Source organism: Chryseobacterium sp. 'Rf worker isolate 10' (assembly GCF_050753305.1).
GTDB lineage: Bacteria > Bacteroidota > Bacteroidia > Flavobacteriales > Weeksellaceae > Chryseobacterium.
Genome location: NZ_JBOZOF010000002.1, coordinates 393,036 through 408,997 on the forward strand (window position 1 = coordinate 393,036; position 15,962 = coordinate 408,997).

11 protein-coding genes are annotated in these 15,962 nt (G+C 35.9%); 8 read left to right on the forward strand and 3 right to left on the reverse strand.

Annotated features, from left to right (window positions below; genetic code table 11):
- The first annotated feature begins 31 nt into the window (after positions 1 to 31).
- The 5 genes from LKL37_RS11750 (at position 32) to deoC (ending at position 4,525) form a co-directional block, all read left to right on the forward strand.
- On the forward strand, positions 32 to 1,294 hold the full coding sequence (locus LKL37_RS11750) for an NAD(P)/FAD-dependent oxidoreductase (protein WP_431610760.1): 1,263 nt from the start codon (positions 32 to 34) through the stop codon (positions 1,292 to 1,294).
- Positions 1,291 to 1,965 (forward strand): tRNA (guanosine(37)-N1)-methyltransferase TrmD, encoded by a 675-nt coding sequence (gene trmD / locus LKL37_RS11755; RefSeq protein ID WP_431610761.1) that lies wholly within the window; start codon positions 1,291 to 1,293, stop codon positions 1,963 to 1,965. Before LKL37_RS11750 ends, trmD begins: the two co-directional genes overlap by 4 nt.
- Before the next feature lie 377 nt (positions 1,966 to 2,342).
- Positions 2,343 to 3,278, forward strand: a complete 936-nt coding sequence (locus LKL37_RS11760) for an endonuclease (protein WP_431610762.1) — start codon at positions 2,343 to 2,345, stop codon at positions 3,276 to 3,278.
- Between the two features lie 28 nt (positions 3,279 to 3,306).
- Positions 3,307 to 3,777 (forward strand): Lrp/AsnC ligand binding domain-containing protein, encoded by a 471-nt coding sequence (locus LKL37_RS11765; RefSeq protein WP_047379047.1) that lies wholly within the window; start codon positions 3,307 to 3,309, stop codon positions 3,775 to 3,777.
- Between the two features lie 4 nt (positions 3,778 to 3,781).
- Positions 3,782 to 4,525, forward strand: a complete 744-nt coding sequence (deoC, locus tag LKL37_RS11770; protein ID WP_431610763.1) for a deoxyribose-phosphate aldolase — start codon at positions 3,782 to 3,784, stop codon at positions 4,523 to 4,525.
- 51 nt (positions 4,526 to 4,576) lie between these two features.
- Here deoC and dusB read toward each other — a convergent pair whose 3' ends face one another.
- Positions 4,577 to 5,572, reverse strand: coding sequence for a tRNA dihydrouridine synthase DusB (gene dusB / locus LKL37_RS11775; RefSeq protein WP_431610764.1), 996 nt, complete (start codon positions 5,570 to 5,572; stop codon positions 4,577 to 4,579).
- Between the two features lie 198 nt (positions 5,573 to 5,770).
- Here dusB and LKL37_RS11780 point away from each other — a divergent pair, with 198 nt between their 5' ends.
- Entirely contained in the window at positions 5,771 to 7,738 is a 1,968-nt protein-coding gene (locus LKL37_RS11780) for a T9SS type A sorting domain-containing protein (RefSeq protein WP_431610765.1), read from the forward strand.
- Positions 7,739 to 7,811: 73 nt separating this feature from the next.
- Here LKL37_RS11780 and LKL37_RS11785 read toward each other — a convergent pair whose 3' ends face one another.
- Positions 7,812 to 11,039, reverse strand: coding sequence for a hypothetical protein (locus tag LKL37_RS11785; RefSeq protein ID WP_431610766.1), 3,228 nt, complete (start codon positions 11,037 to 11,039; stop codon positions 7,812 to 7,814).
- A gap of 152 nt (positions 11,040 to 11,191) precedes the next feature.
- On the opposite strand from LKL37_RS11785, the gene LKL37_RS11790 reads away from it, so the two are divergent.
- Both LKL37_RS11790 and LKL37_RS11795 read left to right on the forward strand, forming a co-directional pair.
- Complete coding sequence (locus tag LKL37_RS11790; RefSeq protein WP_431610767.1) at positions 11,192 to 12,100, forward strand: T9SS type A sorting domain-containing protein; 909 nt, start codon at positions 11,192 to 11,194, stop codon at positions 12,098 to 12,100.
- A gap of 157 nt (positions 12,101 to 12,257) precedes the next feature.
- Positions 12,258 to 13,067, forward strand: coding sequence for a T9SS type A sorting domain-containing protein (locus LKL37_RS11795; protein WP_431610768.1), 810 nt, complete (start codon positions 12,258 to 12,260; stop codon positions 13,065 to 13,067).
- 62 nt (positions 13,068 to 13,129) lie between these two features.
- Here the strand turns inward: LKL37_RS11795 and LKL37_RS11800 are convergent, their stop codons facing one another.
- Positions 13,130 to 15,952, reverse strand: coding sequence for an aminopeptidase (locus LKL37_RS11800; RefSeq protein ID WP_431610769.1), 2,823 nt, complete (start codon positions 15,950 to 15,952; stop codon positions 13,130 to 13,132).
- Positions 15,953 to 15,962: the final 10 nt, after the last annotated feature.

Below are 15,962 nucleotides of genomic sequence, written 5' to 3' on the forward strand. Positions count from 1 at the left end.
TGCTAAAATAAAATCAGTAAATTTGTGTATTATGGAAACACGCGAAAAAATCATCATCATAGGAGGAGGATTTGCGGGGCTGCAGCTTGCAAAAACATTGAATAACAAGAACAAAAAAGTAATCGTTCTGGATAAAATGAACCATCATATGTTCCAGCCGCTTTTTTATCAGGTAGCCTCAGGAAGAATAGAACCTTCCAATATTTCTTTCCCTTTCAGAAAGATTTTTCAGCAGTCCAGAAACACACAGTTTCGTATGACAGAGGTGAAAGAAATAGACCCTGTCAACAATAAAGTCGTTACCGACGAAGCCGAATTTACGTATGATAAACTCATTATCGCTACGGGTTGTAAAACTAATTTTTTTGGGAATAAAGATCTGGAAGGAAAAGCTTTCGGAATGAAAAATACCCAGGAAGCCATCAGTATCAGAAATCATGTTCTGATGACCTTTGAAAAACTGATTATTGAAAAAAGCCGAAGTGATGATGGAAACTGGAATATTGTTATCGTAGGAAGCGGACCTACCGGGGTAGAACTGGCTGGTGCTTTTGCCGAGATGAAAAAAGATATCCTTCCAAGAGATTATCCATACATGAACTTTGATCACCTGAAAATTATTCTGGTAAGCTCCACAGAAAAACCGCTTGCCGTGATGAGCAGTGAAGCTCAGGAGAAATCTGAAAAATACCTTAAAGACCTTGGGGTAACTTTTATGAGCGGAGAAGTGGTTACGGATTATGACGGAGATAAAGTTCATTTGAAAAGTGGAAAAGAAATCCCATCCAATAATGTGATCTGGGCAGCCGGTGTTACAGGAAATGTTGTAGGTGGTTTTCCGGAAGACAAGTTAGTACGAAACAGATATATTGTAGATCGCTATAATAAAATACAAGGGTACGATAATATTTATGCCATTGGGGATATTGCCTATATGGAGACTCCAAAATATGCACAGGGGCATCCTCAGGTAGCCAATGTAGCCATAAATCAGGCAAAAAATTTAGGTAAAAATTTATTAAAGAAAAGTCAGAGCGAATGGAAAGAATATGAGTATGACGACAAAGGTTCATTAGCAACTATTGGAAAGCACAGAGCCGTTGTTGATCTGCCATTTATAAAATTCCAGGGATTTTTTGCGTGGTATTTCTGGATGTTTCTCCATTTAATGCTAATTTTGAGCGTTAGAAATAAGCTGGCCATATTCTTCAACTGGATGTGGAGCTATATCAACAAAGATTCTTCTTTAAGATTAATTATTATACCTACTAAGAAAAACGGAACATTACAATGAGAATTGACATAATAAGCGTACTTCCGGAATTGATGGAGAGTCCGTTCCAGGCTTCTATTTTAAAAAGAGCAATGGATAAAGGACTGGCAGAAGTACATTTTCATCAGTTGAGAGACTGGGCTATCAATAAGCACAGGCAGATTGATGATGAACCATACGGAGGCGGAGCGGGAATGGTAATGATGATAGAGCCGCTGGATAAATGCATCTCAGAGCTTAAGTCCCAAAGAAATTATGATGAAGTAATCTATCTGACACCGGATGGAGTTACTTTGAATCAGAAAATAGCCAACACACTTTCCATCAAGGAAAATCTTATTTTTCTTTGCGGGCACTATAAAGGAATAGACCAAAGAGTAAGAGATCTTCATATTACAAAAGAAATATCCATTGGAGATTACGTTCTTACAGGAGGAGAACTGGCTGCCTGTGTTCTTGCAGATTCAGTGATAAGACTGCTTCCCGGAGTTTTGAATGATGAACAGAGTGCTTTAACGGATAGTTTTCAGGATGATCTTCTTTCACCGCCCATTTATACCAGACCAGAAAGTTATAAAGGACTGGATGTGCCTAAAATTTTACTGAGTGGAAATCTAGGAAAGATTGAAGAGTGGCGCCATGATGAGGCTGTAAGGATCACCAAAGAGAAACGTCCGGATTTACTTGAATAAATCTTAGTGTATTTACCTTATTTTTTCTTATCGATATTATTCCATTTGTTATGCATGTAAATGGAATAATATTTGTTATATGTTTAACAAATATTAAAAAATATTAATATTTTCGATTTTATATGAAAAAATTATTTAATAATCGGGGATTTGATGTATTGTCTCATTTTTGATTAATATGTTAAAAGTCCCTAATTGTTGAAAAATTAATTCGTTATATGTGGTTTCATTAGTATTTTTATTATATTTGAACTGTTTTTTAATAGGAATTGATTTTCTTTTATAGGGTAAATCAATAGAATTTCAAAAAAAAATAATAAATTTACATCCTTAAAGAAAAAGAACATATATAAATTAAAGTAAAGAAATTAATGTAGATGGAGCTGTTCTCTTTTTATAATGTTGAAAATTTATTTTTGCCCGATCCGAAACCTGTCCACAAATTAGATCCTACCCGGTCAGGATTAAGGAATTGGGATGAAAAGAGATATAAAAACAAACTTTTTAAAATCTCACACGTATTTCAGCTGATGAAAGAAGATAATGGTGTATTGCCATTCATGATTGGATTGTCTGAAGTTTCCGGAAGAAAAGTTCTGGAAGATCTCGTGGAGATGGAACCCTTTAATTCGGAATATGGGATTGTACATTACAATTCTATGGATGAAAGAAAAGTGGATGTTGCCATGTTATATGATAAAAATAAAGTAGAGGTTATAGATTCTGAAACCATTACTTTCTTTTTTGAAATAGAAAATAAAAACACAGGAAATTACGACACAACAAGAGACGTACTTTTTTCAAAAATAAAATATAAAGGGGAAATTATTAATGTCTTTATCGCCCATCTTCCCTCTAAGCGAGAAAAAGATATTAATAAGCCAAAAAGAACCTTTATATTGAATGAAGTCCGGGAACGGATTATGAAAATTGTAAATGCTGATAAAGAGCATGTCATTTTGTGTGGTGATTTCAACGAAAACCCGGATGATGAAAATTTAGTACAGATTCTCTATGACAATGACCATGAGAAGGTTTTAACGAACCCTTTTCAGCAATTGTTTTCTACAAGAAATTATTCTACTTTTCATTATAAATCTGGATTGCTGTATGATCAGATCATTATGTCAAGATCTTTGCTTGATAATAAGACGCTGGTTTTTCAGGAGGCACATATATTCAATTCTGAAAAAATCCGCAGCAGAACCAGAAATTTTGAAGGACGGCCTTTCCGAACGTATGCTGGTACGCGGTACTTAGGAGGATATAGTGATCACTTTCCGGTTTTTGTAAAATTTAAAAATTTACAGTAAAAAACATAAATAATAAAAAAAGTAGAAAATGAAAAATTCGAGCAACACAAGCTACCATTTGGATTCTATTGACAAAGAAATCATCTACATGTTGATGGATAATGCTAAAACTTCTTTAGCCCACATTTCAAAAAATGTTGGAATTTCCACCACTGCAGTGCATCAAAGAATCAAAAAACTCGAACATGCAGGAGTTATTGAAAATTCAATATCATTTCTTAATCCTAAGAAAATAGGATATAAGGTGATTTCCTACATCGGCGTATTTCTGGATCAGCCTAGCCATTATCCAGAAGTGGTAAAGTCTTTACATGACATTAACGAAGTAGTGGAGGCCCACTATACTACAGGAAATTATACCATCTTCCTGAAAGTTCTTTGTAAAGATAATGATCATTTAATGCAAATCCTTAATAAGCTTCAGAAGCTGAAGGGAGTAACAAGAACAGAAACCTTTATTTCTTTGGAACAAGGTATTTACAGACAATTGAAAGTATAACAATATGAACATAGCCCAATATTTGGATTCAACCTACCTGAAGACACCAGAACAGTCAGGTATTTCCCATGAAAAAACGCTTCAAAAAGATATAGAACTAGCGCAGGAAGCAATAGATAAAGGTATTTTTGCAGTGATGATTCGTCCAGATTATGTATCTGAGGTCAAAAAATATATTCAGGAAAAAAATTCAAATGTTGCAGTAGGAACTGTAATAGGCTTTCATGAAGGAACCTATTCTATTGAAGAAAAGCTTGCAGAAGCCTCAAAAGCAATAGAAGATGGTGCTGATGAATTGGATTTTGTAATTAATTATACAGCTTATCTCCAGGGAGATGTACAACTGGTAAAAGAAGAATTTGTAAAATGTACAAGATTGTCTCTTGAACATCATAAAGTAGCGAAATGGATTATTGAAATTGCTGCTTTGACGAATGAACAGATTGCGGATCTTACTAAAAATATTTCTATCTGGGCAGAAGAGAACTTCTCCGAAAATGATTTGTCAAAGATCTTTGTTAAATCTTCAACAGGGTTTTATGAAACTACTGATGGAAAACCTAACGGAGCAACCTTTGAAGGAATCACTATCATGCTTGAAAATGCAGGGAAACTTCCTGTAAAAGCAGCAGGTGGTGTAAAAACACCCGAAGATGCTGAGAAAATGATCAGCATGGGAGTAAAGAGAATCGGAACCTCTTCAGCATTAGCTCTGATTAAAAATGAATCCACATCAGAAGGATATTAATTTAAATTTTAAATCATAAAAAAACCATCAGCTTGCTGATGGTTTTTATTTTTATAGCTGTGCCTGATATTCTTCGTAGAACTGTTGGGTTTCTTGGATTAAGCTGTTCATCTCTTCCAATGTGAAAACTTCCAGGAATTTTTTTCTGAACTCCTTGAAGTGAGGGATTCCTCTGAAATAATTGCTGTAATGCTGTCTCATTTCTACCAATCCTAATCTTTCACCTTTCCATTCTGCACTCCATTCCGCATGCTGGCGAACAGCTAATAATCGGTCTGATATTGTAGGTTCAGGCAAATGTTCCCCTGTTTTAAAGAAATGCTTGATTTCATTAAATATCCATGGATAACCAATAGCAGCACGGCCTATCATAATTCCGTCACATGCGTACTTTTGTTTGTATGCTAAAGCTTTTTCAGCAGAATCTATATCCCCATTTCCAAAGATTGGAATTTCAATATTAGGATTTTGTTTAATTCTGGAAATATGTTCCCAGTCCGCTTCACCCTTATACATCTGAGCACGGGTTCTGGCATGTATGGTAAGGGCTTTGATTCCTGTTTCCTGCAGACGTTCGGCTACTTCATCAATATTAATGGTGTGGCTGTCCCATCCTAAACGGGTTTTAACAGTTACAGGCAGGTGAGTAGAGCTTACAACGGCTTTTGTAAGACGAACCATTAGATCAATATCTTTCAAAACTCCTGCTCCTGCTCCCTTGCAGACAACTTTTTTTACAGGACATCCAAAATTAATATCTACCAGATCCGGATTTACTGTTTCAACAATTCTTGCAGACATGGCCATGGCCTCTTCATCTCCACCGAAGATCTGTATGCCAACCGGTCTTTCATAATCAAAGATATCCAGCTTTTTACGGCTTTTGATAGCGTCACGAATCAACCCTTCGGAAGAAATAAATTCCGAATACATCAAATCTGCACCGTGCATTTTACACAAACGTCTGAACGGAGGATCACTTACATCTTCCATCGGAGCCAGCAAAAGTGGAAATTCCGGCAGTTCTATGTTGCCTATTTTTATCATGGTGCAAATTTACGAAATTCTGAAAAAACAATATTTTATAAATTAACATGTGGTATCGTGTTTTATTTGTGTTGGTTTATTTAAGGGATTTTATGATATTTCGTTTAATTTTTATTTAATATAATTATTTGATTTTCAATAATTTTTAATTTTTATTGAGAATTATTTTTTATATTTAGTATAATAAAAATTAATGTCATGAGAAAAATTCTATTTTGTTTGATGGTAATTTTGGTTTCATCAAATTTTTATTCACAAGTGAATATCTCTGCTACGGCAGGAACAGCTACAGGAACTTATACTACATTAAAAGGAGCATTCGATGCTATTAATGCAGGAACACATCAGGGAGCAATTTCAATCAGTATCACAGCCAACACTACAGAAACAGCAACTGCCAGCCTTAATGCCAGCGGTGGAGCAACAAGCTATACTTCCGTTGCGATCAAACCGGCAACAGGAGTTACAGCAACTATTTCAGGTGATATTGCCAGTGCACCTTTGGTGAGAATACTAGGAAGTAATATTACCCTGGATGGAAGCAATATCGCTTCAGGAACAACACGAAATCTTACACTTACCAATACCTCAGTTACAGCTCCACAGGTACTTACATTTATCGCAGCTTCTGCTGCCGCTGCAAATACTAATATTATGGTTAAAAACCTAAATATGGTAAATGGTATCAATACTTCTTCAGCTTTTGTAATGTATGATGGGAATACCACTCCTACAGGTGGTTTTTTTAATAATGTTACTATTCAGAATAATTCTGTGAAGAAAGCATATATGGGAATGTATTTATTTGCTGCAACAGGAGCTGGTAATGGAGCCAATACATTGGTAACAGGAAATGATTTATCTGCTTCGGGAACAGATGCCATCCGCCTCGGTGGTATTTATGTACAGGGAGCTGATGGGGTAACCGTAAGTAATAATACCATTGGAAACTTTGAAACAACAAATGCTGAGATTAAGAGAGGAATCTGGCTGGCAACTTCAGCCATTAACTGCTCTATTATTTCCAATACGATTACTAATCTTGGCTATACGGGTACTTCTACAGGAGGAGCAGCCGGAATAACCATTACCTCGGGTAATACGGGAGCATCTGCCACAGCTAATATTATCGTAAGAGCAAATACAATTTCTAATTTCACTTCCAGTGGTACAGGGACTGTGTTTGCGGGGATTTATGCAGGGGCTGCAACAGCCGGAATGACGATAATTAATAATAAAATTAATGGCATAAAGAATACCAATACATCCGGATACGGAGCTCAGGGCATCTATCTGGCATCAACAAGTCTTACCTCCAATGCATTAGTGGCTAATAATATTGTGAATGGTGTGGCTGGTTATGGATATGCAACAACAGGAGGGGTAAATGACAATGGAAACGGAATTGTTATCGCTTCCGGAGGAGGGTATAAATTATATTATAATACTGTAGTGATGGATGTAAGCCAGACTGTTGCAGGAAGACCTTCTGCTTTAAATATAACAAGCGGAGTAACCGGTCTGGGAGGAATTGATGTAAGAAATAATCTTTTTGTCAATACACAAACACAGGCTGGGGATAGATATGCTATTTATGCCGGAGCAGCCAGTACGGTTTTTTCTACTATTAATTTTAACAATTTTTACTCTTCAGGAACTAATCTTGGATTTATCGGAGGATTGGCGAAAGCTGCACTTGTGGATATTCAGGCAGGATTTGGAGGAAATGTAAACTCACTGAATATTCTGCCGGTATTTGTTTCAGCTACTGATTTCCATTTGTCTGCGACGGGAAATGCAGCGCTTGATAATAAAGGAACTCCGGTGGCTGAAGTGACATTGGACGCTGCTGGAAATATCAGAAATGTTTTAACACCGGATCTTGGAAGCTTTGAGTTCACAGCTACTTTATTGGCAGTAAATGAATCAGCGAAAAAGAATACAGTAAGTGTTTATCCGAATCCTGTTGTAGATTACCTTTATATCAATAATGACAGCAGAATCAAAGATGTGGAAGTGTATAATGTTTCAGGACAAAGAATTCTTAACGAAGCAATCAATGCAGAAAAAGGTTCTGTAGATATGAGACGTGCTCCTGCAGGAGTTTATATCTTAAAAGTGAATGCTGAGAAAGGATCACAATCACTGAAAATTATTAAAAAATAAATTAAACTGATAACCAATAAGAATCCCCAATAGTCATATTGGGGATTTTTTTATTTAAATAATACTATTGTTCTTAGAAACTAGCCTTTACCTGCATACTTCCAATATGAATCGTTCTGTCACCCGAGTTTCTCCCTTCATAGTTAAGATTCAGCTGAATAAATGAGTTGATAGCTTGTTGGATAAATACACTCCATACCTGGTTTTTTCCAGGCTTCAGACCGTCCAGCATCTGGTTTCCTACAATACTGAAATTGTTTCCGGTAAAATTGTTACTGATGAATGAGAAGTTTCCACGAATAGACGTTTTTCTGCGTTCCCATTGGATTGTTCCTGTAACATCAAAAGCTTTTAGAAGCTCTTCGCCATCCAGCCTTTGCTTCTGACGGAAAGCTGAAGATAATTCTGCCTGAATTGCATCCGTGAATTTATAAGTTGCTTTAGGTTTTGTTTCAAAGTTATTAAGACGGTAATCTCTTGTTCCAAACAATTGCGAAGAGTTTTTAATATCATGAACGGAGTTTTCCCAGTCTACCCTGAATTCTTTATTAAACCAATATCCTACATTCAGGAAATGAGAGGTCTGCTCACGTTCTTCATTACTGAAATTGGCATTGATAAGGTTATCGTTGGTGATGAATCTGTAGTTTCCGTTCCAGCCTGATTTGTCAGTAGGATTGAACTGTACGGAAGCAAGGATATTTTGATTTTTAAGGATCTGGTCACTATTCTTTTCAAAAGGATTCAACACAAGAACTTTATCTTTTTTATAGAATGAGTTTTGGGAATTCAATGAAATATTAAAATTCCAACGTTTTAAAAATCCGTTCTCCGAGTTGAAAACAATAGCCGGATTGACAAATAAAGCTAACTGTAATTTATTTTTGTTGGAAGGGATATATCGTACAGAATTTGTATACACACGGATATATTGTGCCAGATCCGAGTATTCTGCAATTTCAAATTCGTCCAGCTGCTGAATACCATCACCGTTATAATCCGTCCATTTGTACACACCCTGTCCATCTGTTACCTTAATGTACTGGAATTCTCTTTGTGCTTCCTGTCCGTTTCCAAGTTCATAAAAAGCCTGAAGACGCATACCGTTTCTGAAAAGCTGCTGATTGTATAAGATATTTCCAACCACAAAGTCATTGTTTCTGGTAACATCACCCTCTGCTCCGGAGTAGAAGAATTTTCTATAATGAATTAAAGCATTTAAAGTAGTTCTTTCTGTTTTGATGATCTGGCTTTCTGCCATGAATCCCAGAATATTGTTCATATTCTGAAGTCTGTTATCACGCACAGAGTCATTATCCCTCATGTATACTTTCGCCAATAATTTGGTCCTTGTGCTGTCGCCGATTTTCTTTTGCAGGAAGATTTCTTTCCAGCTGAAACTCGTGACATCCATAAGTCGGGTATCATTGTATTTTTTCTCATTGTGCTCCATACTTCCACCAATCGCCCAGCTTCCTTTTTTACCGGTAAATTCTGTTGAAACTCCTCCACGGATAAATTTAGTGTCCTGAAGCGTAGCAGTAGTATTCAGGTAAGATAAACTTCCTTTCGTAAAAAATTTTCCTGTGATCCAACCGAAGTCCAGGTCGTTTTTGAGCCCTTTGTAAGAGTTTTGTTCATTCAGATAATTGACACGGTAATTCAAAGTAGATTTATTGTTCCATTTATTCAGGAAACTGAAAATAAACCTGTTTTGAGTTTTCTTATTAAATTCCTGTGCAAGGTTGAAATCTCTGGAGAATTCCACATCATTGATACGGTCTAGGATATGAAACTGTTTGTCTATGTATTGATATTCGAAACTAGGTGTTCCTTTCCATGCGTTCTTTGTGAAAGTTTTATTTCCAAAAATACGCCATGCATAGCCCATATTTTGGTCAGAATCTTTGGATGAGAATAAATTGACATCATAATTACTCAGGGAAATATCAGCTCCTATTTTTCCTTCATTCAATAAATATTCAGAATTCAAAGAGTACACCTGTGATTTCTGAGGCGAAGGAAGTTTTCTTACTGCTCTGTAATCTCCGGCATTAGGGCCTACATATTGGAAAACACGTCCGTTATTAGTGGTTTGAGCTATTTTATAGTCTCCCAGATTAGCACCAAAATAAGTAAAAGAAACCTGATAAAGTGTTAAACTCTGATCTGTTGAAAACTCATAGAAATTTCCTGCAGTATTTAATTTGTATAAAATTTTATTGACATCATACTCTGTTACTACTCCTGATGGGGCATACATCAGATTAGGATCATTTCCGGCTTCTGCAAGGATTTGTTCATCCTCCTTAGAAAGGCTTAAAGAAAGTGGAGCGTTCTTGTTGTCATTTTCCATGAACCAGTTTAGTCCTACTTTGAATCTTTCTCTCTGATGCTCAAGCTTTCCGGTAAATAAATATCTTGAATAATTTCTGTTGGCGTAGTTATAAGAAATCGTGATGAAATTCTGCTGGAAAATAGGACGGAAACTGGTAAAAGTAACTTCACCCGTATTGTAATTGATGATATAATCCTGGTTTTCCCCACGTTTCATCAAAATACCATCAATGAAAACCTGCTCGGAACCGGAGATCAGTGTAATAAACTGCTCACCGTTCTTCCCTGTCAGGCGATAAGGTCCCTGGTTACCTTCAACCCCCTGGAAACGGATTCTGTGGAATTCACTTCGTGCAACACCTGCAGAAATATCTACCAATGTTTTGTTTTCCTTCCCGAATTCGGTCTGGAATTGCAGTCCCATGCTTCTTCTCTGGTATTTGGCAAAATAATTTTTAGACTCTACAAGATCAAGATGCCCGGCTCTAAGGATAGACTTTTCTTTAATGTTAAGCTGCATATAGATTTTGTCAAACTCCTCTAAAGTCTGCGTATAACCGTCCGCCTGAATAGGAAGATTGTGGTCTGAAATACTTGCTAAAATTGTAACGTCTTTGGATAGCCGTCCTGAGATCTGAAGATCCATAGAACTTTGTACAGACTGTCCCTGGTTATTTCCAAAAGTAATCCCACGGATAATGGAACCCTTTGAATTTAGCTCTCCTAAAAATCTCTTTTTATCATTTTTTGCCAGTACAGCCTCATCAATAACGATCTTGTTGTGCGTTCTGATAAAGTCCAGTGTGTCTTTTGCAAAAATATCCTGTTCAAGCCTTGCTGCGAGAATACTGTCTCTTTTTATACTGTCTTCAGGAATGTTAGGATTTTTCCACGAGAATACCTGAGCATTTCCTGAAAATATGCCTAAGAAGAAAAAAATGAATACAAGAGTAAAATTTCGCAACTTTTAAAAATAATTCGTAAAAATAATTAAAAAATGTTAACATTAAGGGCTTAACTATAATTAACAAAAACTTAACCTGTTTATTGTCCCAAATAAAAAATTAGATGTAGTTTTGTGATGTAAGAAAATTATTAACAACAGAAAATTAAATCATGAAAAAACTTTATTCGTTAGCTATTGTTTTAGCATCAACTTTAGCATTTGGTCAAATCAGCTTGACAACTTCTGGAACTGCATACACTGAAAATTTTGACGGGATGGGACCTACAGGAACGACTTTACCTACAGCATGGGTATCAACTGCACCTACTGTTATTGTTTCTAACGGATCTTCAAATTCAGGAGCTATTTACAACGTAGGAACTACTGGAGCTACTGATAGAGCACTAGGTACTTTGGCTTCAAACTCTCTGACTCCAGTTTTCGGGGCATCTTTTACTAATAATACAGGATCTGCTATCACATCTTTAGCGATCAGCTATACGGCAGAACAGTGGAGAACAGGAAGCAGTAATACAGCAAACGAAGTGGTCGCTTTTTCATACAGTACTGATGCAACTAGCTTAACAACTGGTACATGGACTCCAGTTACAGCATTAGATCTTAATGAAATTTTAACAACAACAACTTCAAGTGTACAGGTAGATGGAAATTTACCAGCTAACAGTGCTAGTAAAAATGGTACAATCCCAGGTTTAAATATTGCGAATGGTACTACATTCTGGATTAAATTTACAGATGATAATGCAGTGGGTAACGATGGAATGTATGCTGTAGATAACTTTTCATTAACTCCTTCTGGGGGAACTTTAGCTGTGATCGACGCTAAGAACAAAAAAGCAGGTAACTTCGTAAAGAACTCTTTCGTTAAAAACAATGAGATTGTTTTCGGATCTGATGTAAAAGATGTGAAAGTTTTCAACATGTCCGGACAGATTGTAAAAGAAGCTTCTGTAAAACAAAACGAAACTGTAAGCGTTGCTGAATTATCAAAAGGAAACTATATTGTAACAGGTACAGTGAATAACCAACCGGTTTCTCAAAAAATTCTTAAAGACTAATCTCTTTTAGATAAAAATACAAACAGCTGCTTCATTGAAGTGGCTGTTTTTTTATGATTATTTGTTGATTTTTAGATTTTCCTATCCTATTTATTTCTTAATTTGGTGGTATTGTTTTTGATATTTTTATTTCAAATCCATTTCTAAAATTAATACGATGAAAAAAATCTTTATTCTTGCAGGACTTTTATTATTAACAGCCTTTTCGAATGCTCAGATTGTAATCAATGAGATTTATGGTGGTGATGCCAACTCAGGTGCTGTATTGAAAAATAATTATATTGTACTCAAAAATGTTGGACCCAACCTTGTTTCTTTGACGGGAGCAAGTATTCAATATGCTCCGGCGATAGGTGCTTTTACTGAATATCATACACTTCCGGATTTTACTTTAGGGCCAGAAGAAACCTACTTAATTCAGGAGTCAGCCATTGAAGGAGGTACTGAAGATCTACCGCCACCCAATTTTATTGCCACTACAATAATTAATTTTGACGGAACACCGAACAAATCTGCCGGGTTAAAGATTTCCAGTGTTTCAGGAAAAATAGCTTTAGCTGGAAATATAGTGCAGGTTAACGGACCTTCTGCGTCTAATGTGCTGGACTTTGTAGGTTACGGTTCCAATGCAGATCAATTTAAAGGCGATGGGCCGGCTCCTTCTCCCACTACAACCACTGCCATTAAAAGAACATTAGTGAGTAATAATGATAATATGGCAGATTTTTCACTCGAAGGAAGTGTGAAATCAGGCTTTGTACAGAATCCTTTTATAAAAGACAGTAAAGTGATATTCGGAACAGAGGTGAAGGATGTGAAAGTATACGATACATTCAGACAGGTTGTTAAAAAATCACCCACAAAATTAGCTTCAAGTCTTGATATTGCTGAGTTACCAAAAGGAACTTATATTGTTACAGGAACTATCAATAATATTCCTATTTCTCAGAAAATTATAAAAGATTAGTTTTTAATAAAGAAGGACAGCCTATTCATCAGCTGTCCTTTTATTTTTTGTTTTCAAGAATATTAATACCAGCCTCTTCTCGCTGCATTAATGATTGATCCAAGATTAAGAATCAATGTATATCTGATACGTTTACCATAATCTTTGAATGAAGGTTCAAATCCTAAAGAAGACTGTATGGGAAAGTAAACTTCAAGAAAATCCGGGATAATTCTTACTTTAACTCCGGTGTCCCATATGAATTTGGCAGGAAGATCTTTGTTTTTATAAACTCCTGCATCGGCATAAACATGGAATATTTTCCAGATGCTTGAATCTACGTTTGCAGATGTGATCCATTGATTCACGGTTCCTGGTAAGAATGATTTAAAACCACCGTCAGCTAATATAAACTGTTGTGAAAGAAGACCGCTGCTGGCACTCTCTCCCAAAAGGGTATAAGAGAATGAGTAATTGGAAACCCTTGAAATACCATAGTCGAAAAGATTATTTCGGGTATTGTTTCTTAAAAAGTATCCTGCAAATAAACGTAAGCTCAGCTTTTGTTTAGGAGCAAATTCCCATCTGTAGAAACCTTCAGCCGTAATTTTGTTGAAATCTTCCATTCCCTGAGCGCTCAGACTGAAACTTTTTTCATGGATCATCTGGCTGTCACTATAGCCGTATCCAATGCTCCAGAGATTATACTTGCTGTAGTCGTTATCAGCAATCATTTCAGGACTCAGATCTCTTTCAAAATAATTATAAGAAATTCCGATTCCTCTGCTTACTGTACTTCTTGGATTTTTTCTGAAGTTGATGGAAGAAGATATTGATGTCTTTCGGTAGGCCAGGTCATAATCATAGTGAAAATAAGAACCTGATAATCCAAAAGTTAAGCTTCGGATAATGCTTTCTGCCGGCAGAATAGAGTAGGACACTGCTCCTGAACCGGTCAGTTTTCCTGTTCCGGTACTATAGGTTGGTGTTACTGAATACAAGAATTTCTGATCAAAGAAAGATTGGTTTTTTAAATTAACTCCCAAAAGAAACTTATCATACGTATTGTTGAAACGTACTCTCGGGCTGATATAAATTTCGTTGTATTCAGGATTTGGAATGTCTTTTATTAATTTAAGTTTAATTTTTTTAGCATTGGAAAAAATTCCTTTTGCATACAGAAAATTATCTCTGTAATTGGATTCCGGAAAGATGTAGCCACTATTTAAAGTGACTTTGTAAATGTTATCTGAAGCAGGAAGCGTCAGACTGGTCATGCGCTCATTTTCTTCAGTATCTATCCAGTATGCTTTCTTTTCTCCTTCTCTGGTTTCCGTTTCCAGTTTTACAGGAATAGAAATATCGGTATTTTTTACAATGTTTATTTGGAGTGAATCATTTTCTTTTCGAATGTTTTTTAATTTGAAATCCACTCTGTTTTTCTGCTTGAAAAAATTTGAAAGATAGGTTGTTGACTTGCTCTTTTCAGAAAGAGAAGTCAGAAACTCTTCAGGATGTATTCTTTTTCCGGAGTTCTGAGAAATATAATTTCTTACAATGTCATTGAAATGATCATACCCCATTTTATCCGCTGAATAATTAAAAAGACTTCCGGTTTCAAAACTGCTGACAGCCATATCATTAAAGTTACTCAAAACAGGAAAATGCTCGGTAATCTTCTGATCAAGGTTTTGCAGCATGATATACTGATAGGAAAGCCCATAACGGTCCAGAAGTTTTACTTTGGAAGCATGGAATAATTTTAAAGGTTTAATTCCGAATATTTTGGTTTCAGGAAGCGTACCTAAAAGTTTGGTGTCTGGATAGAATTTTTTCAGATACTGAATTTCCAGATAAGATTTTAAACCGTTTTTGAACCAATGATCTTTTTCTTTATCGGCAATAACGCTTTCATCAAGAATCTTCTTGGTGATCATTCCAAAATAATCCAGATCAGTTTTTTCAGCGTTGGTAAATAGCTGGAATCTGAATTTCCAGAAGGTAATATCATTATTTCCGAAAAAATCTTCTTTAGCTCTGAATTTATCCGAAATGAAAATGCTTTTCGGTAAAGACCCGATTCTTTCTTTCAGGAATTTTAATTGTAAAGGAAGATAGAATTCCAGGTTTTGTTTTTCTTCAGGGTTCAGGTTATACCCAAACTTGATTTCGGTTTCTGCCCCGTCAACATTGGTTTTTATAGAAGGATAACCAATGGAAGAGATCAAAAACTCAGGATCAGAATCCAGATTTCCCCTAAAAGAATTCATCTGAATCTGCGGAAGATTACCTTCAACAAACGTATTTACAGGGATATCAAAGTTGATGGTCCAGAAAGTATTAAAACTTACAGGTTCTTCGATATCGTGGTAGTTTCTTTGGGAAATATTGTCCGGATCAAAATGATCCGGAACAATAAAGAAATATTTTAATACTGTATTCTGAGCGGATGTTCCATATCCCGTAAAAGTTTTATCGGGAAGCTGCATTCTGTATTGCAGTTGTAATGTAACACTTTCGCCAGGTTTCAGAACATTTTTCAGAGGAATAAAAAGATTTTCATCTGAGAGTGTATTCACAGGAATGACTTCATTTTCAGAATTTTTAATATTCAGTTCAAGAAGTTTTCCCAATTGATCACTTTTCGCAAAATGCAAATCCGTATTCCGGTCTTCCAGTTTTCTGTAGACTAAAGAAGTTCCGCGTCTGTTGTAAGCGGAAACCCAATTCAGGAGTTTAATGGTCTGCAGATCTTTTTCAGAATGATTGTAATAAACAATTTCCTGATTGATCTCAAGGTTCTTTTTGTCAGATGACAGTTTAGCTTCAATGTATATGCTGTCTTTCTGTGCAGAAACCTGTGCGACTCCCCAGAACAAAATAAGACAAATGCTGATCTTTTTCAAATATTCGTGA

What these genes read in the sequence shown, in the direction of transcription:
- LKL37_RS11765 (WP_047379047.1), top strand. Translation starts at nt 3,307, where the DNA reads ATGAAAAATTCGAGCAACACAAGCTACCATTTGGATTCTATTGACAAA.
- LKL37_RS11760 (WP_431610762.1), top strand. Translation starts at nt 2,343, where the DNA reads ATGGAGCTGTTCTCTTTTTATAATGTTGAAAATTTATTTTTGCCCGAT.
- dusB (WP_431610764.1), bottom strand. Translation starts at nt 5,572, where the DNA reads ATGATAAAAATAGGCAACATAGAACTGCCGGAATTTCCACTTTTGCTG.
- deoC (WP_431610763.1), top strand. Translation starts at nt 3,782, where the DNA reads ATGAACATAGCCCAATATTTGGATTCAACCTACCTGAAGACACCAGAA.
- LKL37_RS11780 (WP_431610765.1), top strand. Translation starts at nt 5,771, where the DNA reads ATGAGAAAAATTCTATTTTGTTTGATGGTAATTTTGGTTTCATCAAAT.
- trmD (WP_431610761.1), top strand. Translation starts at nt 1,291, where the DNA reads ATGAGAATTGACATAATAAGCGTACTTCCGGAATTGATGGAGAGTCCG.
- LKL37_RS11790 (WP_431610767.1), top strand. Translation starts at nt 11,192, where the DNA reads ATGAAAAAACTTTATTCGTTAGCTATTGTTTTAGCATCAACTTTAGCA.
- LKL37_RS11750 (WP_431610760.1), top strand. Translation starts at nt 32, where the DNA reads ATGGAAACACGCGAAAAAATCATCATCATAGGAGGAGGATTTGCGGGG.
- LKL37_RS11795 (WP_431610768.1), top strand. Translation starts at nt 12,258, where the DNA reads ATGAAAAAAATCTTTATTCTTGCAGGACTTTTATTATTAACAGCCTTT.